This window comes from Larkinella ripae, from assembly GCF_054780775.1.
Genome location: NZ_BAAGVR010000025.1, coordinates 47,975 through 72,780 on the forward strand (window position 1 = coordinate 47,975; position 24,806 = coordinate 72,780).

At 53.6% G+C, this 24,806-nt stretch carries 21 protein-coding genes; 12 read left to right on the forward strand and 9 right to left on the reverse strand.

Going from position 1 to position 24,806, the window contains the following annotated elements:
* The first annotated feature begins 307 nt into the window (after positions 1-307).
* The 3 genes from ACYVHX_RS20190 to ACYVHX_RS20200 all read left to right on the forward strand — a co-directional run bounded on the left by ACYVHX_RS20190 (position 308) and on the right by ACYVHX_RS20200 (position 3,448).
* Positions 308-820, forward strand: coding sequence for an RNA polymerase sigma factor (locus tag ACYVHX_RS20190; protein ID WP_134031778.1), 513 nt, complete (start codon positions 308-310; stop codon positions 818-820).
* Positions 821-1,059: 239 nt separating this feature from the next.
* Positions 1,060-2,532 (forward strand): phytoene desaturase family protein, encoded by a 1,473-nt coding sequence (locus ACYVHX_RS20195; protein WP_460673495.1) that lies wholly within the window; start codon positions 1,060-1,062, stop codon positions 2,530-2,532.
* Positions 2,533-2,611: 79 nt separating this feature from the next.
* Complete coding sequence (locus tag ACYVHX_RS20200) at positions 2,612-3,448, forward strand: phytoene/squalene synthase family protein (RefSeq protein WP_460673496.1); 837 nt, start codon at positions 2,612-2,614, stop codon at positions 3,446-3,448.
* Positions 3,449-3,550: 102 nt separating this feature from the next.
* On the opposite strand, the gene ACYVHX_RS20205 is transcribed toward ACYVHX_RS20200, so the two are convergent.
* The gene (locus tag ACYVHX_RS20205; protein ID WP_460673497.1) at positions 3,551-3,973 is read right to left on the reverse strand and encodes a hypothetical protein; all 423 of its coding nucleotides are present in this window, start codon (positions 3,971-3,973) and stop codon (positions 3,551-3,553) included.
* Between the two features lie 398 nt (positions 3,974-4,371).
* Between ACYVHX_RS20205 and gatB the strand changes: the two genes are divergently transcribed.
* From gatB to proC, 3 genes are all read left to right on the forward strand, one after another.
* The gene (gatB, locus tag ACYVHX_RS20210) at positions 4,372-5,871 is read left to right on the forward strand and encodes an Asp-tRNA(Asn)/Glu-tRNA(Gln) amidotransferase subunit GatB (RefSeq protein ID WP_460673498.1); all 1,500 of its coding nucleotides are present in this window, start codon (positions 4,372-4,374) and stop codon (positions 5,869-5,871) included.
* Between the two features lie 12 nt (positions 5,872-5,883).
* Positions 5,884-7,032, forward strand: coding sequence for a redoxin domain-containing protein (locus ACYVHX_RS20215; RefSeq protein ID WP_460673499.1), 1,149 nt, complete (start codon positions 5,884-5,886; stop codon positions 7,030-7,032).
* Between the two features lie 153 nt (positions 7,033-7,185).
* Positions 7,186-7,989, forward strand: coding sequence for a pyrroline-5-carboxylate reductase (gene proC, locus ACYVHX_RS20220; protein ID WP_460673500.1), 804 nt, complete (start codon positions 7,186-7,188; stop codon positions 7,987-7,989).
* A gap of 64 nt (positions 7,990-8,053) precedes the next feature.
* Here the strand turns inward: proC and purB are convergent, their stop codons facing one another.
* On the reverse strand, positions 8,054-9,394 hold the full coding sequence (gene purB, locus ACYVHX_RS20225; protein ID WP_460673501.1) for an adenylosuccinate lyase: 1,341 nt from the start codon (positions 9,392-9,394) through the stop codon (positions 8,054-8,056).
* A gap of 173 nt (positions 9,395-9,567) precedes the next feature.
* Here purB and ACYVHX_RS20230 point away from each other — a divergent pair, with 173 nt between their 5' ends.
* Complete coding sequence (locus ACYVHX_RS20230; protein ID WP_460673502.1) at positions 9,568-10,293, forward strand: MIP/aquaporin family protein; 726 nt, start codon at positions 9,568-9,570, stop codon at positions 10,291-10,293.
* Between the two features lie 3 nt (positions 10,294-10,296).
* On the opposite strand, the gene bioA is transcribed toward ACYVHX_RS20230, so the two are convergent.
* The 7 genes from bioA to murQ form a co-directional block, all read right to left on the reverse strand.
* Entirely contained in the window at positions 10,297-11,637 is a 1,341-nt protein-coding gene (gene bioA, locus ACYVHX_RS20235; RefSeq protein ID WP_460673503.1) for an adenosylmethionine--8-amino-7-oxononanoate transaminase, read from the reverse strand.
* A gap of 60 nt (positions 11,638-11,697) precedes the next feature.
* Entirely contained in the window at positions 11,698-12,366 is a 669-nt protein-coding gene (bioD, locus tag ACYVHX_RS20240; RefSeq protein WP_460673504.1) for a dethiobiotin synthase, read from the reverse strand.
* On the reverse strand, positions 12,363-13,505 hold the full coding sequence (locus ACYVHX_RS20245) for an aminotransferase class I/II-fold pyridoxal phosphate-dependent enzyme (RefSeq protein ID WP_460673505.1): 1,143 nt from the start codon (positions 13,503-13,505) through the stop codon (positions 12,363-12,365). The genes bioD and ACYVHX_RS20245 overlap by 4 nt, the downstream gene beginning before the upstream one ends.
* A gap of 236 nt (positions 13,506-13,741) precedes the next feature.
* Entirely contained in the window at positions 13,742-14,497 is a 756-nt protein-coding gene (locus tag ACYVHX_RS20250; protein WP_460673506.1) for a glucosamine-6-phosphate deaminase, read from the reverse strand.
* A gap of 68 nt (positions 14,498-14,565) precedes the next feature.
* The gene (locus tag ACYVHX_RS20255; protein ID WP_460673507.1) at positions 14,566-15,963 is read right to left on the reverse strand and encodes a Gfo/Idh/MocA family protein; all 1,398 of its coding nucleotides are present in this window, start codon (positions 15,961-15,963) and stop codon (positions 14,566-14,568) included.
* Between the two features lie 114 nt (positions 15,964-16,077).
* Positions 16,078-17,091 carry a zinc-binding dehydrogenase gene (locus ACYVHX_RS20260; protein ID WP_460673508.1) on the reverse strand — a complete coding sequence of 338 codons (1,014 nt, stop codon included), beginning with the start codon at positions 17,089-17,091 and terminating at the stop codon, positions 16,078-16,080.
* The gene (gene murQ, locus ACYVHX_RS20265; RefSeq protein WP_460673509.1) at positions 17,088-17,900 is read right to left on the reverse strand and encodes an N-acetylmuramic acid 6-phosphate etherase; all 813 of its coding nucleotides are present in this window, start codon (positions 17,898-17,900) and stop codon (positions 17,088-17,090) included. Before murQ ends, ACYVHX_RS20260 begins: the two co-directional genes overlap by 4 nt.
* Positions 17,901-18,065: 165 nt before the next feature.
* Here murQ and ilvD point away from each other — a divergent pair, with 165 nt between their 5' ends.
* The 5 genes from ilvD (at position 18,066) to ilvA (ending at position 24,795) form a co-directional block, all read left to right on the forward strand.
* Positions 18,066-19,772 (forward strand): dihydroxy-acid dehydratase, encoded by a 1,707-nt coding sequence (gene ilvD / locus ACYVHX_RS20270; protein ID WP_460673510.1) that lies wholly within the window; start codon positions 18,066-18,068, stop codon positions 19,770-19,772.
* Between the two features lie 60 nt (positions 19,773-19,832).
* A complete protein-coding gene (gene ilvB / locus ACYVHX_RS20275) occupies positions 19,833-21,584 on the forward strand; it encodes a biosynthetic-type acetolactate synthase large subunit (RefSeq protein WP_460673511.1) in 1,752 nt (583 codons plus the stop codon).
* Between the two features lie 121 nt (positions 21,585-21,705).
* The gene (gene ilvN / locus ACYVHX_RS20280) at positions 21,706-22,239 is read left to right on the forward strand and encodes an acetolactate synthase small subunit (protein WP_460673512.1); all 534 of its coding nucleotides are present in this window, start codon (positions 21,706-21,708) and stop codon (positions 22,237-22,239) included.
* Positions 22,240-22,349: 110 nt separating this feature from the next.
* Positions 22,350-23,393 (forward strand): ketol-acid reductoisomerase, encoded by a 1,044-nt coding sequence (ilvC, locus tag ACYVHX_RS20285; protein ID WP_460673513.1) that lies wholly within the window; start codon positions 22,350-22,352, stop codon positions 23,391-23,393.
* Positions 23,394-23,526: 133 nt separating this feature from the next.
* The gene (ilvA, locus tag ACYVHX_RS20290; protein WP_460673514.1) at positions 23,527-24,795 is read left to right on the forward strand and encodes a threonine ammonia-lyase IlvA; all 1,269 of its coding nucleotides are present in this window, start codon (positions 23,527-23,529) and stop codon (positions 24,793-24,795) included.
* Positions 24,796-24,806 lie beyond the last annotated feature (11 nt).

A 24,806-nucleotide genomic window follows, 5' to 3' on the forward strand; every position in this document is an offset into this window, starting at 1 on the left:
AGATTTCTAGTGGGCAGAAAGGGGCAAATGGACTTGTTTATGAATTTTGTTTAACTAATTTTGGGAAAGATTAAACAAAGTGTGGTGTGCGATTCCACACACTGTGGTAAATCTTCCACAATTCGTTCTTTGACACCAGTTGGCACACTCGTCCCGTTTCCTCGAAGGATATTTTATAAATGTCTGTCTGTCAGTGATTTGAAAAACGTGGCGAAGGGTAAATTATAAAAGGAGCTGTTTTGGTTGCATTGTTGTCTAATGGATATCAGACTTGGTTCAACAATAACGACTTAACGACTTATAAATCATGACAGCACTTGAATTTACCTACAACATCGGAAAAGTTTCTAAGTCGCTGAAGCCCTTTGCTCTGCGTTTGACGAAAGATGTTGAAGACGCAAACGACTTACTGCAGGACACCTTATTGAAAGCCTTCACGAATCGTGATAAATATACGGATGGTACGAACCTGAAAGCGTGGTTGTATACCATCATGAAAAATACCTTCATCACAAACTACCAACGCATGGTGCGGAAAAATACGTTCATCGATACGACGGACAATCTGCACTACATTAACTCAACGGAAAGCAGCACCGACAACCTGGCGTACTCGTCGTTCGCTCAGGATGACATCAACCGGGCGGTGAACGGTCTGGACGACACGTACCGGACGCCGTTTATGATGCACTTCCGGGGTTTTAAATACCACGAAATTGCCGCGCGGCTGGATATCCCCATCGGAACGGTTAAAAACCGCATCCACATTGCCCGCAAAGAACTGAAAGACAAACTGAAAGTATACGCTTATCAGGGCTAACAAAACCGGGAGAAGTAAGACAGCCGATCAAAGAATACCTTCTATTGGCGCTTGTCTTACTTCTCCGGTTTCAAACGACATTTGATTGAGTAGTTTTTGGTTAAAAAAGAGGAAGGTTCCGAAAAGTTAGATGGTTTCCGTCTAACTTTTTTGGTTTGGATCAGGGCGGATTTTTCAATCCGTCTTTTTTGTGTTTATTACCCGACTATAGCCTTTCGGGCTGGGGTTAATCTGCGTATATGGCTAAAAAAGTAATTGTTATTGGAGCCGGTTTTGCCGGTTTGTCGGCGGCTACGAGTCTGGCCGACAAAGGGTTTGACGTGACGGTGCTGGAAAAAAACGCGCAGGCGGGTGGCCGGGCGCGGATGTTTCAGCAAGACGGCTTTACGTTTGACATGGGTCCCAGCTGGTACTGGATGCCCGATGTTTTTGAAACGTATTTTGGTCGGTTTGGTAAAAAACCGTCCGATTATTACCAACTTGTCCGGCTTGATCCGTCGTACGCCGTTATTTTCGGGCCTGATGACACGGTTCAGCTACCGGCTGGTCTGGAGCAGCTACAGGCGGTTTTTGAAGAAATGGAACCGGGCGCCAGTGGGCGGTTGCTGGATTTTCTAAAACAGGCGGCTTATAAATACGAGGTGGGCATCAATCAGTTCGTCTGGAAACCGAGTCGGCGGGTGTCGGAGTTTGTAAGCCTGAAACTGCTGCGGGACGTGCTGCGGCTGGACGTTTTTCAATCGTTTTCCAGCCACGTTCGGAAGTATTTCAGCAACGAGCGGCTGCTGCAGCTGATGGAATTTCCGATTCTGTTTCTCGGCGCGACGCCCCAGAATACCCCGGCGATGTACAGTTTGATGAACTACGCCGAAATTTCGATGGGAACCTGGTATCCGATGGGCGGGATGCACGAAATTGTGAAAGCGATGGTAAAACTGGCCGAAGAAAAAGGCGTCAGGATAGTATTGAACCATCCGGTTAAACAAATAGGTGTAACAAATGGTATTGCCAACAAGGTCGAAACGTACCAGGGCGTTTTCGACGCCGATGTAGTGGTGGCCGGAGCCGACTACCAGCACGTCGACAGTAAATTACTGGCTCCCGAATACCGCAACTACGACGATCGCTACTGGAAAAGCCGGGTGCTGGCGCCGTCGTCGTTGCTGTTTTACCTGGGCGTTACCAAGCGGGTGCCGCGTTTGCAGCACCATAACCTGTTTTTCGACGAAGATTTCGGGCTGCACGCGCGCGAGATTTACGAAAAACCGCAGTGGCCGACCAAACCCTTATTTTACGTTTCGGCGCCGTCCAAAACCGACTCGAGTGTGGCGCCGGCCGGCATGGAAAATCTGTTTATTCTGATTCCGGTGGCCCCGGACCTGGACGATCCGGACGAAACGCGCGAACGGTATTACAATCTGGTGATGGACCGGCTGGAAAACTATGTGGGCGAACCCATCCGCGATCACGTCATTTTTAAGCGGAGTTACGCCCACAGCAATTTTGTCGCTGATTATCACGCCTTTCGGGGCAATGCCTACGGGCTGGCGAATACGTTGCGGCAAACGGCCATCCTGAAACCGGGCCTGAAGAACAAACGGGTGAACAACTTGTTTTACACGGGCCAATTGACGGTGCCCGGGCCGGGGGTGCCGCCCTCGCTGATCTCCGGACTGGTGGTGGCCGACGAAGTAGCGAAAGAATTTGGCTAGGAAACGGTTCTTGAAATGAAACAATGAATAGCTGTGCCGTGGCCCGCAGGCCCGGAGGCAGCCCAGCAACTAATCCACTATGATCGAGTTATTCAATCGAACCGCGGTAGAATGCAGCAAGCTGATCACCGAACACTACAGCACTTCATTCACGCTGGGAATTAAAACGTTAGACCGTAAATTTCATTTTCCGATTTACGCCGTCTACGGTTTTGTCCGGTATGCCGACGAAATTGTGGACACGTTTTACGAGTACGACCAGAAGTATTTGCTGGACAAATTCAAGGCTGATACCGACGAAGCCCTCCGGGACGGCATCAGCCTGAACCCGATTCTGCACGCATTCCAGTGGGTTGTTAAAGAATACGGTATTGAGCGGAAACTGATCGATGCCTTTCTGAGAAGTATGGAAATGGATTTGTACGTCAATGAATACAACCAGAACCGCTACCAGGAATACATTTTCGGCTCGGCCGAGGTGGTGGGGCTGATGTGTCTGCGGGTGTTTTGCGAAGGCGACCGGGCCATGTTCGACCGGCTGGAAGAACCGGCGCGGAAGCTGGGGGCGGCTTTTCAGAAAGTCAATTTCCTGCGTGATCTCAAGAGCGATTTCGTCGATCGGGGCCGGATTTATTTTCCGGGCGTCAATTTCAACGACTTCACCAAGGATGCGAAACGAATGATTGAAGCCGATATCCAGAACGATTTCGACGAAGCCTACGCGGGTATTCTGCGGCTGCCCCGGGGGGCGCGCATGGGGGTTCATCTGGCCTATACGTATTACCAGACGCTTTTCAACAAAATCAAGCAGATTCCGGCTTCCCGGATTCAGGAGGAACGGATTCGGGTGCCGGATTTGAAAAAAATTGCCTTGCTGGCGCAGACCTACATGCGGTTTCGGTGGAGCTGGACGTAAACTGCTCATTGATTGCGGTACTGAAACGATTCGGGTTACAATGCACACCCCGAAAACAAACGGCCCCGATGCGCAGCATCGGGGCCGTTTTCATGAAATCGCTTAATTCCGGTCCAGCACCACGCGTTTCAGCCTGGTTTTGATGTCGAACAACTGCGCGATCCGCTGATCCCCCGAACGAACTTCAAAACGGTACGTGCCGTCCTGCAAGGTCGAGAGGTCGAAGGTCGTGACGCGGAGTTCGTGGTGCGAATACTTGCTGGCGTGCAGAATTTGCCGGTCGTCGCTCAGAATAAAAATATCGATGTTGTCGTGCAGCAGCGTCAACGGTCGGGTGACTTCCAGCCGGAATTTCAGAGTACCAATCTCGTGAAAAGCCAGTTGGAGCGTGGGCGTTTCACCCGGTTTTTCAGAGCCGGTTTCGAGGGTCTGCGCTTTCGCCGAATAAATAGACAACAGACCAGCCAACGCCAGCGTCAGCAGGCTCTTTTTCGGATTCCTGGGTTTGTAAATTTCTCTTTTCATGGTTGTATTAAATTTTAATAAATGGACAACGTGCAACTACCTGATCGGACAAAGTCTGCCTACAGCGAAATGATGTAGCAACAACTAAATTTATAAAGTATTTACAGACAATTTGTTACCACTCAATAGCCTTCCCGAAAGTTGTGTTTTTTGTCACGGTTTCTCTGGAAATTGTTCAACAGAAAGCGGTTTTTTCCAAGTAGTCCCCTGAATAGTGAAATGCGATTTTAACCGTATCTTTGCGGGCGAAAAAGGGACGGTTTTCAGTATACGGTTTTCGGTTTACTGTGGCTAACGCACGGTTTTCCACGAACGTCAGTCCCGGCGAGAAACCGCACCGCTCCGGCGGCCGGGCGAAACCGTAAACTGAAAACCGCAACTCACTACAACCCACGTTTATGGTTTCTGAAACGGCTGAAAAGGCGGTATCCGAGGAGGTGCTGGCAAAATACGAGCTGGTTATTGGTCTGGAAGTGCACTGCCAGCTTCTGACGGCAACAAAAATCTTTGCCGCCGATTCCAATCAGTTTGGCAGCGAACCGAATACCAACATCAGCGTAATCACGCTGGGCCATCCGGGAACCTTGCCGAAACTCAACCGCAAAGCCGTTGAACTGGCGGTCCGCATGGGACTGGCCTGTCAGTCGGCCATTACGCAATACACGGTTTTTGCCCGGAAAAACTACTTTTATCCCGACCTACCGAAAGGATACCAGCTTTCGCAGGACAAAACGCCGGTTTGCGTGGGGGGAAATATTCCGGTTAAGTTCAAGGACGCCAGCGGCCAGACCGTCGAAAAGGCGGTTCAGCTGCACCACATTCACCTGGAAGAAGATGCCGGCAAGAGCATTCACGACAGCGACTGGAACACGCTGCTGGACTATAACCGCGCCGGAACGCCCCTGATCGAGATGGTGACCGACCCCGTGATTCAAAGTGCGGAAGAAGCGGCTGCCTACCTGACCGAAGTCCGGCGGCTGGTGCGGTATCTCGACATTTGCGATGGCAACATGGAGGAAGGTTCCCTGCGCTGTGATGTCAACATTTCGGTGCGGCTGTGGGGGGCACCCGCGTTCGGGACCAAGGTGGAAATCAAGAACATGAACTCCATCCGCAACGTGCAGCGGGCCATTGAAACCGAGCTTCGGCGGCAGATCGATACAATTGAAAAGGGCGGAACAATTGTGCAGGAAACCCGCATGTTCGACGCCAACACCGGTTTGACCCACGGGATGCGGATGAAGGAAACCATGAATGATTACCGGTATTTTCCCGATCCGGATCTGAGCCCGGTGATCATTTCGGACGAATGGCTGGCCGATATCCGTACCAGAATGCCCGCCTTGCCGAAAGAGCGGTACGAAACGCTGCTCAACCAGTACGGTCTGCCCGAATACGACGCGGCTCTGCTGGCGGACGTAAAAGAACTGGCGAATTATTTTGAAGCCGTTAGCCAGAAAACGACCCATTATAAGGCGGTTTCCAACTGGATTATGGGACCGGTGAAAGCGCAGTTGAGCGAAAAAACACTGCGCGACGGGCAGTTTCCGGTTTCGGCCGACAAACTGGCCGGCCTGATCAATCTGGTCGATTCCGGAAAGGTCAGTTTCTCAACGGCCAGCCAGCGGATTTTTCCGGTTTTGATCGAACAGCCGCAGAAATCGCCGGAGCAGGTGGCGCAGGAACAGAATTTGCTGCAAAACAGCAATACCGATGCTTTGCAAACGTTGGTAGATGAGGTGCTGGCAGCCTGGCCCGACAAAGTAAAAGAATACAAAAAGGGTAAAAAAGGGCTGCTGGGTTTGTTCGTTGGCGAAGTCATGAAAAAATCGAAGGGCAGCGCCGACCCCAAACTGACCAACGAATTGCTGCAAAAAGCGTTGTCTTCTCCCTTATAAATCGCAGGTAAGATGAAAAAAAATCGGATTGGTTTCGTTGCTCTCGTGGGTCTGGCCTTGCCGTGGGCGGTTTTGGCGCAGGATTCCGGGAAAGAATTTACGGTGAGCGGCACGTTTCAAAACGCAAAACCGGGCAGTAAAGCGTATCTGGAAACAAACGAGCAGCTTTCAAAAAAAATCGATTCCGTGCAGATCGATGCGGCCGGAAAATTTGCCCTGAAAGGACGCGAAATCAATGGCGGCAGCTTCTACAAACTGAATCTGGCCAACGAACAGACGACCAGTCTGCTCGTCGAAGGCGGTGAAAACCTGGCGGTTACGGCCGATGCCAACGATAAAAACAAGCTCCGGGTCAGCGGGTCCGTTAACATGGAATTTTATCCGAAAATTGTGGCCATCGACACCCGGATGCGGGAAAAACACAAAGACTGGCAGAAACGCGCTGCCAAGGCGGCCGAAAAAAATGACCTGAAAACCGGACAGGCCATCGATCAGGAAGTGGTCGTTGCGAATCAGGAAGTGATCCAAACCGTCAAGGCCATGATTCCGCAAATGGGCACCTCGAGTGTGGCCATGATTGCGTTGAAATACCTGGACCCCAAAGAACACTTTGCGCTGTATGAATCGCTGGCGCAAAAAATGCAGCAGGCCAATGTCAGCGGCAAACAGGCCCGGGCGTTCATCAATTTTGTGACCATGACCAAGGCGGAAATGAGCGCTCAGGCCAATCAGGTGGCAATTGTGGAAGGCGCAACTGCTCCGGATATTACGCTGGAAGACTCGAAGGGACAGGCGGTTAGTCTGTCGTCGCTGCGGGGTAAATACGTTCTGATCGACTTCTGGGCGTCGTGGTGTGGACCATGCCGCCAGGAAAATCCCAATGTGGTTCGGGTGTACAACAAGTACAAAGACCAGGGATTTGAGGTGTTCAGCGTTTCGCTCGACGATAGTCGGGACAAGTGGCTGAAAGCCGTCGAAACCGATGGCATGATCTGGACGAACGTGTTAGGCAAAAAGAACGGCAGTTCGCCCGTTGCGCTTCAATATTCGATTCAGGTTATTCCGACCACCTTTTTGCTGGACAAAGAAGGGAAAATCATCGCCAAGAACCTGCGCGGCCAGGCGCTGGAACAAAAACTGGGTGAAATTCTGAATAAGTAAGTAAACGTTTACGGTTTTCGGTATACGGTTTTCAGTCGCTGACGCACAACATTGGTCAATGGCGAATAATGAATAACGAATGTTGAACGCTGAAGGCGTCAGCCCACCGAAAACCGTAAACGGAAAACCGTATACCGTAACCTCCTAATCAAAATGAAAATTGCAATTGTCGGCTGCGGCAACATGGGAATGGCGTTTGCCAAGTCGTTTTTGCAGTATGATCTGGTCAAAAAAGAAGACCTGCTGCTCATCGAAAAAAGTACCGAACGCTCCGACGCCTTAAAAGCCGAGAAAGCCGGTGTGGTGGTCGATACGATCAGCTCCCGTATTGCGGAAGCCGATTTGATCATTTTATCGGTCAAGCCCCAGGATTTCAGCAGTTTACAGGAGGCTCTCCGGGAGGCTATTCAGCCGCAGCAGGCGGTTTTATCCATTATGGCGGGGATTCCGATTGCCACCATTCAGGAAAAACTGAACCACCGGCTGGTGATTCGGGCGATGCCGAATACGCCCGCGATGCTGGGCATGGGCATTACCGGCTTTACGGCGGCTAAAGAAGTGGATCTAACCAATTTGCGCAAAGTCGAAAACCTGATCAATGCCACGGGCCGGTCGATTTTTCTGGAAGACGAAGCGCTGCTGGATGCCGTAACGGCGCTCAGCGGCAGCGGCCCGGCTTACTTTTATTACCTCGTCAAAGCGATGGTGGAAGCCGGCAAGCAAATGGGATTCGACGATGCGGTCGCTTCGCTGCTGGTGAAACAAACGATGCTGGGCGCGTTTCACCTGATCAATACCGCCGACAAATCACTGGACGACCTGATCAAAGCCGTGGCTTCCAAGGGCGGTACGACCGAAGCCGCGTTGAAGCGGTTTGAAGAAGGCGAACTGGCCGATACGCTGATCGCGGGCATCAAAGCCGCTCAGGTTCGGGCCACGGAGTTGTCGAAGGCGTAAATTTTTCGAACGGATCGTATTCAAACCTATGAGGCTTTCTTATAGGTTTTGCTCGTTCAAACGCTTAAATACCCGTATACGAATACGGCGTAATGGCCCGCAACTCCGTTTTCACCTGGTCCGAAATGTTTAAACCGTCGATAAACCTGGCCATGGTTTCGGCGGTGATTTTTTCGTTCGTGCGGGTCAAATCCTTTAGGGCTTCGTACGGTTTTGGATACCCCTCGCGCCGAAGAATGGTCTGGATGCCTTCGGCCACTACGGCCCAGTTTTCCTCTAAATCCGCCTGAATGGCGGCTTCGTTCAGTTGCAGTTTTCCAAGACCTTTCAACAGCGATTTCAGTGCGATCAGGGAATGGGCAAACGGAACACCGAGGTTGCGCAAAACCGTCGAGTCGGTCAGGTCGCGTTGCAGCCGCGAAATCGGCAATTTGGCCGACAGGTGCTCGAACAGGGCGTTGGCGATGCCCAGATTGCCCTCTGAATTTTCAAAATCAATGGGATTGACCTTGTGCGGCATGGCCGACGAACCGACTTCACCCGCTTTGATCTGCTGCTTGAAGTAATTCATCGAAATGTACGTCCACATATCGCGGTTGAGGTCGATCAAAATCGTATTCAGCCGTTTGAACGCGTCGAGTGTGGCCGCCAGCATATCGTAGTGCTCGATCTGGGTGGTGTGCTGGCTGCGTTCCAGCCCCAGCTTCTCGGCAAAGTCGTCTCCGAACGATTTCCAGTCAATGTCCGGATACGCAAGGTGGTGGGCGTTGAAATTGCCGGTGGCCCCGCCAAATTTGGCCGATACCGGAATGTCGGAAAGCATGTAAAGCTGCTTTTCAATCCGTTCGCAAAACACCAGAATTTCTTTTCCCAGGCGCGTGGGAGAAGCCGGCTGACCGTGGGTGCGGGCCAGCATCGGCACGGTTTTCCATTGCTCGGCCAATTGCTGCAATTTGACAAAAACCGCCCGGTACTGCGGCTCAATTTCAATCTCGAGCGCATCGCTCAGCAGCAGCGGAGTGGCCGTGTTGTTGATGTCCTGCGAGGTCAGGCCGAAGTGAATGAATTCCAGGTGATCGGCAATGTTCAGATCGGCAAGTTTTTCCTTGATAAAGTATTCGACGGCTTTCACGTCGTGGTTGGTTTCGCGCTCAATTTCCTTGATCCGCAGCGCATCGGCTTCCGTGAAGTTCTCGTACAGCGCCCGCAGTTTCGGAAAAACCGCCTGATCGACGCCTTTCAACTGGGGCAGCGGCAGTTCGCAGAGATCGATAAAATACTCAATCTCAATCCGGATGCGGTAACGAATCAAGCCCCACTCGGAGAAATAAGGAGCCAGCGATTCGGTTTGACGGCGATAACGACCGTCGATGGGTGAAATGGCGGAAAGCGCGGAGAGTTGCATAACGAAAAAGAAAAGGCAAAGGTAATGGAACCACCCTCAGAATCGTAAAAGAACTCATAATTTGCTTAGGAGTTTACTATGAAGTAAGTAATAAAATTCCTGTATATTGGCGGCTTTATAACAGAACGAATATTTTATTGACTTATCAGGTTTCCTAAACTCTTCCTTTTTCTATGCAGCTTTCTCCCTTCCTTGGCGAACTAATTGGTACGATGGTCTTGCTTTTGCTAGGCGACGGCGTGGTCGCGAATGTGGTGCTGAAGCGCACCAAAGGCGAAGCATCCGGCTGGATTGTCATCACCACGGGTTGGGCGTTTGCCGTAACGATGGGTGTTTTCGTGGCCAAAGTCTTCGGCAGCATTGATGCACACCTGAATCCGGCGGTCACCGTGGCGTTTGCCGTGGCGACGGGCGATTACAGCAATCTTGCCAGCTACATCCCGGCGCAACTCATCGGGGCCTTTCTGGGCGCGGTGCTGGTCTGGCTGAACTACCTGCCTCACTGGGCTGCCACGCCCGATCCGGGGGCCAAGCTGGCGGTTTTTTCCACCGATCCAGCCATCGCCAATCCGGTAGGCAACGTCATCAGTGAAGTCATCGGGACGCTGGCGCTGATCATCGGCATTGCCGGCATTTCGGCCAAAGCACTCGGAACGATCGCTATTGGGTTGGGCCCGTATCTGGTCGGGGTGCTGGTCTGGAGCATCGGCCTTTCCCTGGGCGGTACCACCGGTTACGCCATCAATCCCGCCCGCGATCTGGGTCCGCGCATTGCGCATGCGCTACTGCCCATTCCGGGCAAAGGCTCGTCCGGCTGGGGGTATGCGTGGGTGCCCATCGTTGGCCCCCTCATCGGCGCCATCCTGGGCGGTTTGCTGATCCGGTGGTACGCTTTGTAACGGCTACTCGCTCAGGTGCCGGAGCAACGTGTCGATGGCGGCATAAACCGTATTTAACTGCGCATCGGTGATGCAATACGGCGGAAAAATGTACAATACATTGCCCAGCGGCCGCATCAGAACACCTTCCTTCAGCAGAAACTGGTAGGCAACGTCACGGATGTTGTTGAAATATGAACGGTTTTGGCCGTCAAAATCCAGATCAAACGCCAGAATCGTGCCGTGCTGACGGACGTTCTTCACACCCGGTTTTTGCCGCAGCCGCTCCGCAAAATCGGTATGCCGCTGGCTGATGCGCTGAATGGAAGCCTGCGTTTCGGCGCTTAGCAGCAGATCAAGACTCGCCAGCGCGGCCGTGCAGGCCAGCGGGTTGGCCGTGAACGAATGCCCATGAAACAAGGTCTTGTGTTTGTCTTCCGACAAAAAAGCGTCGTAGATTTCCGACGTACAGCTCGTCACGCCCAGCGCCATCGTTCCACCCGTCAGGCCTTTGGACAAACTCATCAGATCGGGTGACTGGCGGAGGTAATGGGACGCAAACAGTTTGCCCGTTCGGCCAAAACCGGTCATCACTTCGTCGGTAATGATCAGCGCGCCGAAACGGCGGGCCCGGCTGATGAACTGATCCAGGATTTCCGGTTCGTACATGACCATGCCGCCGGCACCCTGCACCAGTGGTTCGACAATCAAAGCCGCCACATCCTCGCTCAATAAGGTCTGTAACTGGTCCAGGGCGGTTTGTTCCTGTCCCGGAACCGGAGCCGGAATGTAGTCGACATCGAACAAAAACGGCACGAACGGCGCCGTGAATGCGCTTCGTCCGCTGACGGCCATCGCCCCGAACGTGTCACCGTGGTAAGCGCCTTCCAGCGCAATCACTTTTCGACGCGGTTTTCCGGTATTGTGCCAATACTGAAACGCCATTTTGAGGGCCACTTCCACCGCCGTCGAGCCGTTGTCCGAATAGAAGATTTTGTGCTGGCTGGCGGGCAGAATCGCCAGCAACCGCTCCGCCAGTTCAACGGCCGGCTGGTGCGTAAAACCGGCAAAAATAACGTGCTCCAGTGTTTGAAGCTGTTGGAAAATGCGTTCGGCAATGTACGGATGGCTGTGGCCGTGAATCGTTACCCACCAGGACGAAACCGCATCGATGTAGGTGGTTCCGTCTTCGCCAAACAAAAGCGTTCCCTGACCCCGGACAATCGGAATCGGGAGCGGAGCGGTTTGCATTTGCGTAAAGGGATGCCAGATCGCGGCTTTATCGCGTTCGGCTAAACCCAAATCCAAACCCGTAACGTCTTCAATTCCGTGCTGATTTAACGTCCCTTTATTCTCAATTTCCATAATTTTCTTCCGGTAAATCCCTCTTTGTTGCGTTTGACAAAACCCAAGGTCTTTAAGACTTTACGGGTTTCTTTTATCTACCTGACCTGCCTCCAGCAAACTCCGTATTCTGGCTGCATGCAGGCGCACAAATTCCTGATCAACCTGATCAGCCCATTCAATTCGTCCGAAACTCTGCAAACCGGTGTAATTCAGGATGAATTCTTCGGAGGCCGGGGTTTCGGGGCCGTTAAAAACCAGTCCCAGCACCGGAATTTCACGCCGTTGCAGCGCTTCCACCGACAGGAGCGTGTGATTGATGCTACCCAGATAATGCTTGGAGACCAGCAAAACCGGTAGCTGGAGCCGTTGCACCAGGTCAATGTTCAGATCCCGGTCGTTCAGCGGCACGAGTAAACCGCCCGCCAGTTCCACCACCAGGTGGTTGTCGGTTTTCGGAATCCTGAATTCGGCTAGAGAGAGTGAAATGCCGTCGATAGCGGCAGCCGCGTGGGGCGACAAAGGTTCCCGGAGCCGGTAGGTTTCCGGATGAAACCGGGTCTTTGGGTTTGAAATGAATTGCCGGACGGTTTCCGTATCCGAAACAGGGCCGTCTGCATCGGCCGACACGCCGGATTGCACCGGTTTCCAGTAATCGGCCTGCAACGCTTCAACCACCACGGCGGAGACGACGGTTTTGCCAATTTCGGTCCCGATACCGGCAATGATCATTTGTAGGGCCTGACTCATGAATGCGTAATTAATTTTTGTAACGTCTGCACCAGCGCATCAATTTCCGGTTCGGAATTGAAGGCGTGCAGGCAAATCCGGAGCCGCTCCCGACCGGCCGGGACCGTCGGACTCACAATGGGCCGGATGTCGAAACCGGCTTGCTGAAGCTGCGCTGCCACCGCGCGGCAGGCGTCGTTGCCCGGAACCAGCAGGCCCAGAATCGGGCTGTCGGCAGAAATCCACTCTGTTTGCGGCAGGCGTTGGTCAATCTGCTGCTGGAAATAGGTGCGCAGGGTGTGCAGCCGGCGGATCAGCGCTTCGCTCTGCGGCAAAAACCGGTACACGCTCTGAATCGCCAGCAGACTGTGCGGAGGCAAAGCCGTCGAATACACAAACGAGCGGGCGAAATTAATCAGAAAATCGCGCAATGCCCCCGAGCCCACCACCACCGCCCCGTGAACGCCCAGCGCTTTGCCAAAGGTGTGAATCCGCGCAAACACCCGGTTTTGCAAACCAAGGGACTGAACCACCCCCACGCCGTTGGGACCAAAAACGCCCGTTGCGTGGGCTTCATCGACCAGCAAAGCCGCTTCGTAGGTTTCGCACAGTTCAACGATTTCGGGCAGGGGAGCCAGATCACCGTCCATCGAATAAACCGATTCAATGGCCACGTAAACCGTTCCGGTGGCGCTTTTCAACCGATTTTCCAGGTCGTTTAGGTCGTTGTGACGGAATTTGAAGCGATTGGCCACACTCAGGCGCGCGCCGTCGATCATGCTGGCGTGAATCAGCTCATCCGTGAGCAGCGTATCGCCCCGTTGCGGCAGGCTGGCCAGCAAACCCACATTGGCGTCGTAACCCGAATTAAAAACCAGGGCGGCTTCGGCAGCGTGGAAAAAGGCAATTTCGGATTCCAGCTCTTCGGCTAGGGCCGAGTTGCCGGCCAGTAGCCGCGACCCGGTCGAACCGTTTAATAACGGTGAATAGGCCCGCGCGGCTTGCTCAAGCGTCTGCCGCAACTCCTCCGAACGCGCCAGTCCCAAATAATCGTTGGAGCAGAAATCGATCAGGCCCGTCGGTTTTTTTAACGACCGGAGCAGGCCAGCCGCCCGGCGTTTTTCCAGCAATTCCCGAACGGTTTTTTCAGCTCTTATCACCTTGGTGTCAGCTTTTTTAAAGCAGTGCTTACCGGATTGGCTGTAGCACAGAATGTGGAAAAATGGTATAAAAGTAAGGACTTATCCACAGGAAAATGTGGATAAGTCCCTCTGTTTTAGCTTTTTTATAGAATAAAAACTTAGGGAACGGTCCAAACAATTGGAAGCGAAATGGGTTAACATTGATTATACAAGCAGTTAACCGGGCGGTTTTTTCGGGCTGGGTCCACCAGATTTCAGGCAGCGTGGCGCGTCGTTTCCGCCGATAGTAACCGGGCCGCGGCCTCGTCCAGATAGAGTTGGCAATTCGGGTGCGACTGCAAAATACTGGCCGGAAAAAGAGGACTGATGGCGTGCTCCAGCGTATTTTTAACGGCCTGCGCTTTGCGTTCATCCGGCACCGAACAGATGATGTGGCGCGATTTCATAATTTGCCGAACCGACATGCTGATGGCCTGACCCGGAACGGCCTCCAGTGATGAAAACCAGCCTTCGTTGAATTGCTGGCGTCGGCACGCATCGTCCAGATCAACAATCAGATACGGTTCGTCGGTGTCGAAATCAGCCGGCGGATCGTTGAACGCCAGGTGACCGTTTTCACCGATGCCCACCAGCGCCACGTCGATCGGATGCGCCTGAATAAGATCGCCCAGACGCTGCGTTTCGGCCTGCGGATCGACCTCCCCGCTGATCAGATAACTGGCTTTCAGGGCCGGAACCTGATCCAGAAACCGCTCCTGGAGGTATTTACGAAAACTGGCCGGATGCGAAAGCGGCAATCCGATGTATTCATCGAGGTGAAACATGACCACCCGACTCCAGTCGAGGTCTTCCTGAATGAGTTGTTGCAAGGTCGCAAACTGGCTGGTGCCGGTTGCCAGAATGATGTTGGCCTGTCCCCGGCTGGCAATCGTCTGGCGGATCAATTCAGCCGCCATTTTGCCTGCCCGTTCGCCAAGTTCTTCGGCGGTTTTTGAAATCTGAATGGTCATGACTACTGGGTTCGTACGGTTCTAAGAATACTTTTGAGCGGACGCGGTAAAAAACCGCCCGCCGGTTTTTAAGGCTTTTTGATGCGGGTAGTGCCGCCGGTTGCCAGGCTGATGTCGACCGGTTTGTTGGTTTTCCAGGAGCCGGCCGTGAAATCCGGTACGTCGATGGCGTTGGAGCGGTGCGCCACCGACCATTCGCTGAGCGGGCCAATGCTGCTCCAGAGCGCGGCATCGTACACGTCCTGATCCAGCGGCAAACCGTTGCGCAGGCAGTCGATCAGCCGCCAGTCCATCAAAAAGTCCATGCCGCCGTGGCCGCCCACCTGCTTGGCGAGTTCGCCCACCCGTTTAACAATTTCCGGCTGGTATTTTAGCTCCAGTTCCCCGTATTCCTTTTCCGAGAGCCATTCGTGACCCGTCGAAATCCGACCCGGCAGCGGATATTTCTGGGCCGAAGCCTTGGTGCCGCTGATGAGGTGAATCCGGGAGTAGGGGCGTGGAGAGCTGACGTCGTGCTGGAGCATGATCGTACGGCCTTTTTTGGTCCGGATGGTGGTCGTATTCATGTTGCCCCGAAACGATTTTCCCCGAAACGGTTTAAAATCGGCGTCCTGGGCGGCCAGTTCGTCAATTTTTTTACTGATCATGAAATCCTGGCTGGACATGGCAACCAGGTAGTCCATCTGGTCACCCCGGTTGATGTCGAGCACCTGCGCAATGGGTCCCAAGCCGTGCGTTGGATACAGATTGCCGTTGCGCTGGTTTTCTTTCAGCCGCCACAGGTCGTAGCGCTTGCTTTTATCGAAGAACGACTCGAAAATGTCGTGAATATAAGCCCCTTCCACGTGGACGAGTTCACCGAAAAAGCCCTGACGCGCCATGTTGAGCGTGAGCAGTTCGAAGAAGTCATAACAGCAGTTTTCCAGCATCATGCAGTGGCGCCGGGTTCGCTCGGAGGTTTCGACCAGTTTCCAGCAATCGTCTACGGTCGTGGCAATCGGAATCTCACAGGCTACGTGTTTGCCCTGCTCCATCGCGTACAACGCCATCGGTGCGTGCAGATTCCAGGGCGTGCAGATGTAAATCAGGTCAATGTCCTTGCGGTCACAGACGGTTTTCCAGGCATCGGCCTTGCCGCTGTAGTACGTCGGCTGATAGGCGGTTTTTTCGAAAAACGGCTTTGCCTGATCAATGCGCTCCGGGCGAATGTCGCAAATTGCCTGAACCACAACGTTCTCCAGGTGGGTGATGCGTTGCAGGGCGCCCATGCCCCGGTTTCCGATTCCGATGTAAGCAATCCGAACCGTGTCGATTTTAGCGGCACCGTATCCCGACATATTGAATGCCTGCTTGCGGGTGGGTGGAAGCCCGGTCGGCGGCATAAGCCCGGCGCTCGCCGGACTCGTGGTTAATCCGGCACCGGCCAGTCCGGCCAGCTTTAAAAAATCCCGGCGTTTCGTAGGCATACGCGATGGGTGGGGTTAGGAATGAGGCTGAAATCTAGGACCAAAAATGTCAGAACCCAAGCGGTGGGGTTACCAAATTCACGAAGAAGTATCCGTTCTGGTACGAAACGGAGTTCAGGAAACCGCCAGAACCAGCTTGCCGAACTGTTTTCCGCTTTCTACTTTCCGCAGTGCCTGTTCCGCATCCGCCAGCGGAACCACCTCATCCACCACCGGAATTAGGTGCTTTTCGTCGACAAACCGGACCATCGCACTAAATTCGGATTCCGTGCCCATCGTCGTACCGTGAATGTTCAATTGTTTGAAGAAGACTTTTGCCGGCACTACGTCCGTGATGTTACCGGTAGTGCCCCCGTAAAAAACGATCCGTCCGCCCGGTGCCGCCACATCGACCAGTTTAGCAAAACCCGGCCCGGCTGCGCTGTCAATAATGACGTCAAAAAAACCGCCTTTTCCGCCACCGGTTTTCTCCATCAGGGTTTTGGCCCAATCCGCATCCCGGTAGTTCACCCCGCCGGTAGCGCCCAGTTGCTGAGCCCGTTGCAGTTTTTCTGCCGAACCGGAAGTAACCCAGACTTCGGCTCCGGCGGCCCGGGCCAATTGCAGAGCGATCAGAGCCGCCCCTCCGCCAATCCCGGTGATCAGCACGCGCTGATTGGGTTGAAGGTTGGCCCGCGTCATCAGGGCCCGCCAGGCAGTTGAGCCCGTCAGGGGCAGAGCAGCCGCCTGTATGAAGGAAAGGTGAGCCGGTTTGTGATGCAAATACCGGGCGTCGATTTTTACGTATTCGGCAAACGTGCCGTTGTCGGGCATGCCCAGGATTTTGAAATCCAGGCCGTAAAAATCCGGATTGGAACCCCAGTTCAGGGCCGGGTTGATGATGACTTCCTGCTGTTGCCAGGCCGGATCAACGCCGTCGCCCAATTCGATCACCACGCCGGAGCCATCGGAACCCAGAACCACGGGCAATCGCATTTTAGGGTACAAACCGTGCTGCACATACACGTCCCGGTGGTTGATGGCTGCGGCTTTGACCTGCACGATGACTTCGCCCGGCCCGGCCACCGGTTTTTCCAGATCGATGTAGCGGGCCGGTTGGTGGAGTTCTGCCTGAAAAATTGCTTTCATTCTTCCGGATTGTAGTTAACGTTTAGAATCGCGCTGCGCACATTGCCGAATTTGGCCAGCAATTCGTCCGCCCGTTCCCGCGATACCCCGGTTTCGCTCATTACCATGTTGGCCGCCCGGATTTTCAGCTTGTGGTTGGTCAGTTGCATATCAACCATTTTGTTGCCCTTCACCCGGCCCAATTGAATCATCACCGCGGTCGAAACCATGTTGAGAATCAGTTTCTGCGCGGTTCCGGATTTCATGCGTGTACTGCCGGTTACAAACTCCGGCCCCACAACGACCTCCACCGGGAATTCGGCCGCCCGGGCAACGCCCGAACCGGGGTTGCACACAATGCATCCCGTCAGAAGACCGGCTTGGCGGGCTTGCTGCAAACCGCCGATGACGTAGGGGGTCCGGCCCGATGCGGCAATACCGATCAGCGTGTCCAGCGGCTCGATGTGGTAGGTCTGTAAATCTTTCCACGCCTGATCGGAATCATCTTCGGCATTCTCAACGGCACTCCTGATGGCGCGATCACCCCCGGCGATAATGCCGATTACCAAATCGGGCGAAACCCCATACGTGGGCGGGCACTCCGAGGCATCGACTACGCCCAGCCGGCCGCTGGTTCCGGCGCCAATGTAGAACAGGCGGCCCCCCTCTTTCATCCGTTTGACAATTTCCGTCACCAGGGCTTCAATTTGCGGGATGGCTCGCTCAACGGCCATCGGCACGGTCTGATCTTCTTTGTTGATGTTGGTCAACAACTCGTGAACGGACATCCGCTCGAGGTGGTCGTAATGGGAGGAATTTTCGGTGATCATCGTATAATGCTATTTCTGGTACACCAAAAGTACAATGTATTCCATACGAACTACGCATAGTGAAAAAAATACTAAAAATTCCTTGACGGACTCTTGCGTATTTTATTTCAATTTTTTTCCTTTGAAACAAATTACGCTTTCAGCGAAATTTCGCTAACTGGAATTATGACGACTATAGCAACCGAAAAAAATCAACTGAACCGGTACAGCGCCACCCTTACGCAGGAAGTTAGTAACCCGGCTGCTCAGGCCATGCTCTACGGTATTGGGCTGACCGAGGAAGACATGCAAAAGCCCCAGATCGGCATTGCAAGCGCGGGCTACGACGGCAATCCGTGCAATATTCACCTGAACGGGCTGGCGGCTTACGTCAAAAAAGGAGTGAACGAAAGCGGTTTGGTGGGGCTGGTCTTCAATACCATTGGTGTGTCCGACGGCATGACCAACGGAAACGATGGCATGTCGTATTCGCTGCCTTCCCGCGATATCATTGCCGATTCCATCGAAACCGTCGTGCACGCGCAGTGGTACGATGGCGTAATTGCCGTGGTTGGGTGTGACAAAAATATGCCGGGTGCGCTGATGGCCGTGGGTCGCTTAAACCGGCCTGCCATTCTGGTGTACGGCGGTACGATTCGGTCGGGTAGCTATAAAGGACAGAAATTAGACATTGTCTCGGCGTTTGAAGCGTACGGTAAAAAAGTAGCCGGCAACATCAGCGACGAAGATTATAAAGGCGTGATTCAGAATTCGATTCCGGGCGCGGGCGCCTGTGGGGGCATGTATACCGCCAACACGATGGCATCGTCGATGGAAGCAATGGGCTTAAGCCTGCCCTATAGTTCATCATTTCCGGCTACGCACGAAGGCAAACAGGAAGAATGCCGCAAAATCGGTGCAGCGATGATGAACCTGCTGGCGAAGAACATTCGCCCACGCGACATCATGACCAAAAAGGCGTTTGAGAACGCGATGACGGTGGTGATGGCCCTCGGCGGATCGACCAATGCGGTTTTGCATTACCTCGCCATTGCCAAGTCGGTTGGGGTTTCGCTGACGTTGAAAGACATTCAGGACATCAGCGACCGGACGCCGTACCTGGGTGATCTGAAACCAAGCGGCAAGTATTTCATGGAAGATGTGCTGGCCATTGGTGGGGTTCCGGCGGTGATGAAATACCTCCACAAAGAAGGATACATTCACGGCGAGTGCCTGACCGTCACCGGCAAAACCGTCGCCGAAAACCTGGAAGAAGCGCCGGATCTGGATTTTGAAGCGCAGGATATTATCCGCCCGATTGCCAACCCGATCAAGAAAACCGGTCACATCCAGATTCTGTACGGTAACCTGGCGACACAGGGCGCCGTTGCCAAAATTACGGGTAAGGAAGGCGAGCGGTTTGAAGGCATTGCCAAAGTGTGCGAGCGCGAAGAACAATTGCTGGAATTTATTCAGAACCGGGAAATTGAAGAAGGGCACGTGGTCGTCATTCGGTATGAAGGGCCGAAAGGAGGGCCGGGAATGCCCGAAATGTTAAAACCGACTTCGGCCATTATGGGTCTGGGACTGGGCAGTAAAGTCGCTCTGATCACGGACGGCCGGTTTTCGGGCGGAACCCACGGTTTTGTGGTGGGACATATTACGCCCGAAGCGCAGGAAGGCGGCAACATTGCCCTGGTGCACGACGGCGACAAAATCACGATCGACGCCGTTAACAACGTCATTCACGTACACGTCTCGGATGAAGAACTGGCCGAACGCCGGGCCAACTGGACGGTGCCTCCCCTGGAGAAATCCGCCGATCACGGGATTCTGCGGAAATACGTCAAGCTGGTGAGTTCGGCCAGCGAAGGCTGCGTAACGGATGCGTAACAACAAATGAGATCAACAAATGCCGAATCAGCGGTACGGATAGTTAAAACCGACAATACGATGAATACAACGGTCAGTGAATTAACGGCAGAAGAACCTCAACCGGCTGCCAAGTTGCTCAAACCCCTGACAGGTGCCGAAGCGCTCATGCAGGCCCTGGTGGAAGAAGGGGTAGAAACCATTTTTGGCTACCCCGGGGGAGCCATTATGCCGGTTTATGATGCGCTGTATGATTATCAGAACCGCCTGAACCACATTCTGGTGCGGCACGAGCAGGGTGCGGCCCACGCGGCCGAAGGATACGCCCGCGTGACGGGCCGGGCGGGCGTCTGTCTGGTGACGTCGGGTCCCGGTGCGACCAACCTCGTGACGGGCATTGCCGACGCCATGATCGACTCGACGCCGATGGTGTGTCTGGTTGGGCAGGTCGCCATGAAGTTGCTGGGAACGGACGCTTTTCAGGAAACCGATGTCATCGGTGTTACGATGCCGATCACGAAATGGAACTATCAGATTACCAGCGCCGACGAAATTCCGGAAATCGTCGCGAAAGCGTTCTTCCTGGCGCAGACGGGCCGGCCCGGTCCGGTGGTGGTGGATATCACCAAGAATGCGCAGCAGGAGTTGATGACCCGGCCTTTTGCGTATAAAAAGTGCGAGAAAGTGGTCAGCTACCGCCCGCGTTTGATCCCGAAACACGAGCAGCTCGAAAAAGCCGCCGAACTGATCAACAAAGCCAAAAAACCGTATATGCTGGTTGGGCACGGGGTGCTCATTTCCAAAGCGGAGCAAGAACTGCTGGCATTTGTCGAAAAAACCGGTATCCCGGTGGCCACAACCCTGTTGGGGCAATCGACCCTGTCGGTGGATCATCCGCTGTACACGGGCTGGCTGGGTATGCACGGCAACTACGGCCCCAACGTCATGACGGATCAGTGCGATCTGCTGATCGGCGTGGGAATGCGTTTTGACGACCGCGTGACGGGCAATCCCGAATTGTTCGCCCGGCAGGCCAAAGTGATTCATATTGAAATTGATCCGGCCGAAATCGACAAGATTATCCGGGCCGATGCGCCGGTGGTTGGCGATGCCAAAGAGGTTCTGACGCGTTTGATTCATTTGGTCAATCCGAACGATCATACGGCCTGGCGCAATGAATTCCGGAAGTACGACGACATTGAAGAGGAAAAGGTAACGCAACCGGCCATCGCACCGACGACCGAGAAAATTAAAATGGCGGAAGCCATCGATCTGCTGTCGAAAAAAACCAATGGCGAAGCCGTCATGGTGGCCGATGTGGGCCAGCACCAGATGATGACGTCGGCTTACTACGAGTTCAAAAAACCGCACAGCCTGGTGACGTCGGGCGGTCTGGGAACGATGGGGTTTGCGCTGCCGGCAGCTTTCGGGGCCAAAGTGGGCGATCCGAGCCGGGAAGTCATCGCCATCATTGGCGACGGCTGTTTCCAGATGACGATTCAGGAGCTGGGCACCATCGCGCAGAGCAAGCTCCCGGTGAAGATTATCATCCTGAATAACAACTTCCTGGGCATGGTTCGGCAGTGGCAGCAATTGTTCCACAACCGCCGGTACTCCTTCGTCGAGTTGCAGAACCCGGATTTTGTGACCATCGCCAAAGGCTTCGGCATTACGGGCCACACCTGCGCCCAGCGGGAAGACCTTTCGGCGTCGCTCGATACCATGCTGGCGTCGGATAAACCGTATCTGCTGGAAATCATCGTCGAAAAAGAAGAGAATATCTTTCCGATGATTCCGGCCGGGACGAGTGTTGCCTCAATTCGTCTGGAATGATGCATTAGGTAAGGTTTGAAAGATTTAGCCGGGCCGCCGATGCGGTTTTACATGAAAGCGTCTGAACTTTAACCGGCTCCAAAGCCGGGCCTAAACCTTAAACCTTGAATTTTTAAACGATATGGATACGTACACCATTTGCATATTCACGGAGAACACGATTGGGTTGCTCAATCGGATCACCATTATATTCACCCGCCGGCGGATTAACATCGAAAGTCTGACCGTTTCGGAAACCGAACGGATGGGGGTTTCGCGGTTTACCATCGTCATTAAACACGAGTCGCGGGAAGCCGTCGAGAAGCTGGTTCGCCAGATCCGGAAAATCATCGAAGTGATGGCGGTTTTCGGGTACCTGAATGACGAAATCGTGTCCAACGAAATCGCGCTTTTCAAGATCGAAACGCCCCTGGGATCAAAACCGCTGGATATTGAATACATCAACAAGCATTTCAATGCCTGGGTGGTCTACTGGCAACTGGATTACGTGGTGATCGAAAAAACCGGGTCGGAGAAAGAGATTTTTGAATTTTTCAGTTACATCAAACCCCACGGCATCCTGGAATTCGTGCGGTCGGGCCGGGTGGCAGTTGGCAAAACCGAGAAAGGGCTTGTCGAGTATTTGCCTGAGGCTGAGTGGGAATATTATTTGTAAGAATGCGATATTTGCGGCTGTTTGTCGATCCACATCGTCTGTACGTTGCAAAGGCAGTTGCGGTTTTAGAAGTCTGTAATCAATTTTAATTCAAATAAACCAGTCAAACAATGGCAAAAATTAACTTCGGCGGAGTTGAAGAAGAAGTCGTAACCCGCGAAGAATTTCCTCTCGAAAAAGCCAGAGAAACCCTCAAAGACGAAGTTATCGCCGTCATCGGTTATGGGGTACAGGGTCCCGGTCAGTCGCTGAACATGCGCGACAATGGTTTCCAGGTGATCGTTGGCCAACGCAAAGGCAAAACCTACGACAAAGCCGTGAGCGATGGATGGGTCCCGGGCGAAACCTTGTTTGAAATTGAAGAAGCCCTCGAAAAAGGAACCATTATTTGTTTTCTGCTGTCGGATGCCGCCCAGATCGAGCTGTGGCCGACCGTGAAAAAATACCTGACTGCCGGAAAAGCCCTGTATTTCTCGCATGGTTTCGGCGTTACGTACAAAGACCAGACCGGTATCGTGCCACCGTCGGACGTTGACGTGTTCCTGGTTGCTCCCAAAGGCTCCGGAACGTCGCTACGCCGGATGTTTGTGGAAGGCAAAGGGCTGAACTCCAGCTTTGCTATCTATCAGGACGCTACCGGCCAGGCCCGCGAAAAAGCCATCGCGATGGGCATCGGCGTTGGATCGGGCTACCTGTTCGAAACCAACTTCTACAAAGAAGTAACCTCTGACCTGACCGGCGAGCGCGGTACGCTGATGGGTGCCATTCAGGGTATTTTTGCCGCTCAGTACGAAGTGTTGCGTTCCAACGGCCACTCGCCATCGGAAGCCTTCAACGAAACGGTGGAAGAACTGACGCAGTCGCTGATGCCGCTCGTTGCCGAAAACGGGATGGACTGGATGTACGCCAACTGCTCGACCACGGCGCAACGCGGTGCGCTCGACTGGTGGAAACCGTTCCGGGATGCCACCAAGCCGGTTTTTGAAAAATTGTACAATTCCGTTAAAGCCGGCGAGCAGGCTAACATTTCGATCACCCGGAATTCCCAGGTCGATTACCGCGAAAAACTGGAAGAAGAACTGAAAGAACTGCGCGAGTCGGAGATGTGGCAGGCCGGTACGGCCGTTCGCAGCCTGCGTCCGGAGCGGAACTAAGGTTAGGACGGGTTAGCCCGCACGGTTGTGGGAGTTTAGGAACCGGATAGTAAAGTACACTGAATTTGAGTACCTTTAACGTCCCGATTACAGCCTCCTGAACTCCCCAATCGTAAACTTAAAACTTTATAGTGTGGTAGAAGCGGAGAAAAAAATAACCTTTCCGGACGTAGACAACATCTATCTGGCGGCTGACCGCTTGCGGGGCATTGCCACGCATACGCCCCTGCAGGAAAACCTGAATTTGTCGGATAAATACGGTGCCACCATCTTTCTGAAACGGGAAGATTTGCAGGTAGTCCGTTCCTACAAAATCCGGGGCGCGTACAACAAAATGGCTAGTTTGCCCGCCGAAGCCCTGGCAAAAGGCGTGGTCTGTGCCAGTGCCGGCAACCACGCGCAAGGACTCGCGTATGCCTGCCGAAAGATGGCCGTCCAGGGAATTATTTTCATGCCGACGACCACACCCAACCAGAAGGTAAAGCAGGTCAAGCTCTTTGGGAAGGAGTTCGTGGAGGTAGTTTTGACCGGTGATACGTACGACGATGCCTATTACGCGGCCATTGCGTACGTGAATACCCACGACAGCACGTTCGTTCATCCGTTTGACGACATGCAGGTGATCGAAGGACAGGGAACCGTCGGATTGGAAATTTTCAAAGATTCCAATTTTAAAATCGATTACCTGCTGATGGCCGTTGGCGGGGGCGGTCTGGCGGCTGGCGTATCGACGGTTTTCCGGCAGTTGAGTCCCCGAACCCGGCTGATTGGCGTCGAGCCGCTGGGCGCGCCTTCCATGAAAGCGTCAATCGACGAAGGGCACGTCGTCGCGCTCGAGGAGATCGACAAATTCGTGGATGGAGCCGCCGTCAAACGGGTCGGCGAAATGACGTTTGAAATCTGCCGTCAATACCTCGATCGGGTGATGCTGGTGCCGGAAGGTAAAGTCTGCACGACCATCCTGCAACTTTACAACGAAGACGCCATCGTGGCCGAACCCGCCGGCGCACTGACCATCGCTGCGCTGGACCTGCTGAAAGACGAAATCAAAGGCAAGAACGTCGTTTGTCTGGTGAGCGGGGGCAACAACGACATCACGCGCACGGAAGAGATCAAAGAGCGATCGCTGCTGTATGAAGGGCTAAAGCATTATTTCATCATCCGGTTTCCGCAACGGGCCGGGGCGATGCGGGAGTTTCTGAGCGATGTGCTGGGCGACACGGACGACATTACCCTGTTTGAATATTCCAAGAAAACCAACCGCGAACGCGGGCCGGCACTGGTCGGTATTGAATTAAAGCAGAAAGCGGATTTCGAATCACTGATCGAGCGGATGCGAGAAGCTAAAATTCAATTCGAATATTTGAACGACAAACCGGATTTGTTTGAATTTTTGATCTGAGCGTCATGAAA

Excerpts from the sequence above, each read along its gene's own strand:
- ACYVHX_RS20215 (WP_460673499.1), top strand. The coding sequence starts at position 5,884 with ATGAAAAAAAATCGGATTGGTTTCGTTGCTCTCGTGGGTCTGGCCTTG.
- gatB (WP_460673498.1), top strand. The coding sequence starts at position 4,372 with ATGGTTTCTGAAACGGCTGAAAAGGCGGTATCCGAGGAGGTGCTGGCA.
- ilvD (WP_460673510.1), top strand. The coding sequence starts at position 18,066 with ATGACGACTATAGCAACCGAAAAAAATCAACTGAACCGGTACAGCGCC.
- ACYVHX_RS20230 (WP_460673502.1), top strand. The coding sequence starts at position 9,568 with ATGCAGCTTTCTCCCTTCCTTGGCGAACTAATTGGTACGATGGTCTTG.
- bioA (WP_460673503.1), bottom strand. The coding sequence starts at position 11,637 with ATGGAAATTGAGAATAAAGGGACGTTAAATCAGCACGGAATTGAAGAC.
- ACYVHX_RS20255 (WP_460673507.1), bottom strand. The coding sequence starts at position 15,963 with ATGCCTACGAAACGCCGGGATTTTTTAAAGCTGGCCGGACTGGCCGGT.
- ACYVHX_RS20200 (WP_460673496.1), top strand. The coding sequence starts at position 2,612 with ATGATCGAGTTATTCAATCGAACCGCGGTAGAATGCAGCAAGCTGATC.
- purB (WP_460673501.1), bottom strand. The coding sequence starts at position 9,394 with ATGCAACTCTCCGCGCTTTCCGCCATTTCACCCATCGACGGTCGTTAT.
- ACYVHX_RS20250 (WP_460673506.1), bottom strand. The coding sequence starts at position 14,497 with ATGACCATTCAGATTTCAAAAACCGCCGAAGAACTTGGCGAACGGGCA.
- ACYVHX_RS20205 (WP_460673497.1), bottom strand. The coding sequence starts at position 3,973 with ATGAAAAGAGAAATTTACAAACCCAGGAATCCGAAAAAGAGCCTGCTG.
- ilvN (WP_460673512.1), top strand. The coding sequence starts at position 21,706 with ATGGATACGTACACCATTTGCATATTCACGGAGAACACGATTGGGTTG.
- ilvC (WP_460673513.1), top strand. The coding sequence starts at position 22,350 with ATGGCAAAAATTAACTTCGGCGGAGTTGAAGAAGAAGTCGTAACCCGC.
- proC (WP_460673500.1), top strand. The coding sequence starts at position 7,186 with ATGAAAATTGCAATTGTCGGCTGCGGCAACATGGGAATGGCGTTTGCC.
- ACYVHX_RS20190 (WP_134031778.1), top strand. The coding sequence starts at position 308 with ATGACAGCACTTGAATTTACCTACAACATCGGAAAAGTTTCTAAGTCG.
- ilvB (WP_460673511.1), top strand. The coding sequence starts at position 19,833 with ATGAATACAACGGTCAGTGAATTAACGGCAGAAGAACCTCAACCGGCT.
- murQ (WP_460673509.1), bottom strand. The coding sequence starts at position 17,900 with ATGATCACCGAAAATTCCTCCCATTACGACCACCTCGAGCGGATGTCC.
- bioD (WP_460673504.1), bottom strand. The coding sequence starts at position 12,366 with ATGAGTCAGGCCCTACAAATGATCATTGCCGGTATCGGGACCGAAATT.
- ACYVHX_RS20260 (WP_460673508.1), bottom strand. The coding sequence starts at position 17,091 with ATGAAAGCAATTTTTCAGGCAGAACTCCACCAACCGGCCCGCTACATC.
- ACYVHX_RS20195 (WP_460673495.1), top strand. The coding sequence starts at position 1,060 with ATGGCTAAAAAAGTAATTGTTATTGGAGCCGGTTTTGCCGGTTTGTCG.